Source organism: Gordonibacter pamelaeae 7-10-1-b, from assembly GCF_000210055.1.
Lineage (GTDB): Bacteria > Actinomycetota > Coriobacteriia > Coriobacteriales > Eggerthellaceae > Gordonibacter > Gordonibacter pamelaeae.
Window position 1 is genome coordinate 1,528,495 of sequence record NC_021021.1, and the last position, 1,348, is coordinate 1,529,842.

At 62.4% G+C, this 1,348-nt stretch carries 1 protein-coding gene; it reads left to right on the forward strand.

The window, feature by feature from the left end; all coding sequences use genetic code 11:
- Positions 1–585 precede the first annotated feature (585 nt).
- Positions 586–966: a metal-dependent transcriptional regulator gene (locus GPA_RS07060; protein ID WP_041239223.1), complete on the forward strand. Its 381-nt coding sequence runs from the start codon at positions 586–588 to the stop codon at positions 964–966.
- Positions 967–1,348: the final 382 nt, after the last annotated feature.

Sequence of the window (1,348 nt, forward strand, 5' to 3'; positions counted from 1 at the left end):
CACCGGGTGCGGAGTCGCAGATGCCCTGGTCGCCGACATTGAGCGCGCCGCCAAGCAGGGAAGCGCTCGGTAGGCGCTCGGCAGGCGCGGGCGCAGGGAAATCCAATATATGGAGGAATTGTAAACCAAGGCAAACTATCGCCCAGCACCCCTTGACCTCGCACGTAAGTTAGCATAGACTAACAAATGTCAGAAAGCGACAGCGAAGCTCCTCAAGCGCAAGGCAGGCGCCAACGGAACGCTCGAGCTCTCTGCCTCCTCTTCTTGCTGACACGGCGGCGAAGGCTCCTCTCGTCTGGTCATTCGCCGCACAGCATCGCCGACGGGGGATCCCCCCCCCTCTTCCCCCGTCGGCACTCCTCCCTTTCAGCCTCTTCTCATCTTCGCCTTCGGCGTTCTCTCGGATCTGCGTTTTCCTGTGGCAGGCTGTCAAACTTCGCGGCCCACCGTTTCGAGTGCGACCGGCCGCGACGCTTTCTGCCTCCCGGCGTGCAACGCTCGGGGACTACGGGGGGGGGCTGATGCCGCCCTTTCGGAGGGGGCGAGGGGTGTGGTACCATGGGCGAGGCGCGAAGGAGGGTTCCTGTGGAAAAAATGTCCATGTCGCACGAAGATTATCTCGAGGCCATCGTCATGTTGGGCGGTACGACGGAGGCGTCGGTTCGTTCGGTCGACATCGCGACGAAGCTCGGCGTGTCCAAAGCGTCGGTCAACAAGGCCGTGACGTCCCTGAAGGAGAAGGGCCTGGCCGACCAGCCGTACTACGGCGACATCACGCTTACCGAAGAGGGCTACGCCTATGGAACGTCGGTGCTCGACCGCCATCACATGCTGTTCTCGTTCCTCACGAAGGCCCTCGGCATTCCCGAGGAGCAAGCCGAGCGCGAGGCGTGCCTCATGGAGCATGCCATCAGCGACGAGTCGTTCGAAAAATGGAGTTCTTATATTAAGAAGCTCGATCTCTAGTCCTTGAGAACGCCGCCCTCGAGCGGCGTTTTTACGGTTTCACCCGCGCTTCGGGCCGCGATTCAACGGTTTCTCAACGGGCCGGCTGTGCGCCTGCGTCCGGTGGCGGGGCCCCTGCTTCTGTGGTATCCTTGAGCAAGCTTCTGGCATTACACCCACCATCAACGAACCACGATGCTAAGAGGAGCGCACTCCATTGGGCAACCAAGCGAATATACTTTCGTTTGACGAGGTAAAACGCGATTCGGGCGCAAGGCGCTCGTCTGTCGCTGCGCCCTCGAGGCCCTCGCGGAGGCGTCCTGCCGGCAGCGTGGGGCAGGGCGTTTCCGCACCGGTGCGCATGGCCGGGCGCTCGGGCTCCTCTTCCCGATACGCAGCCGCG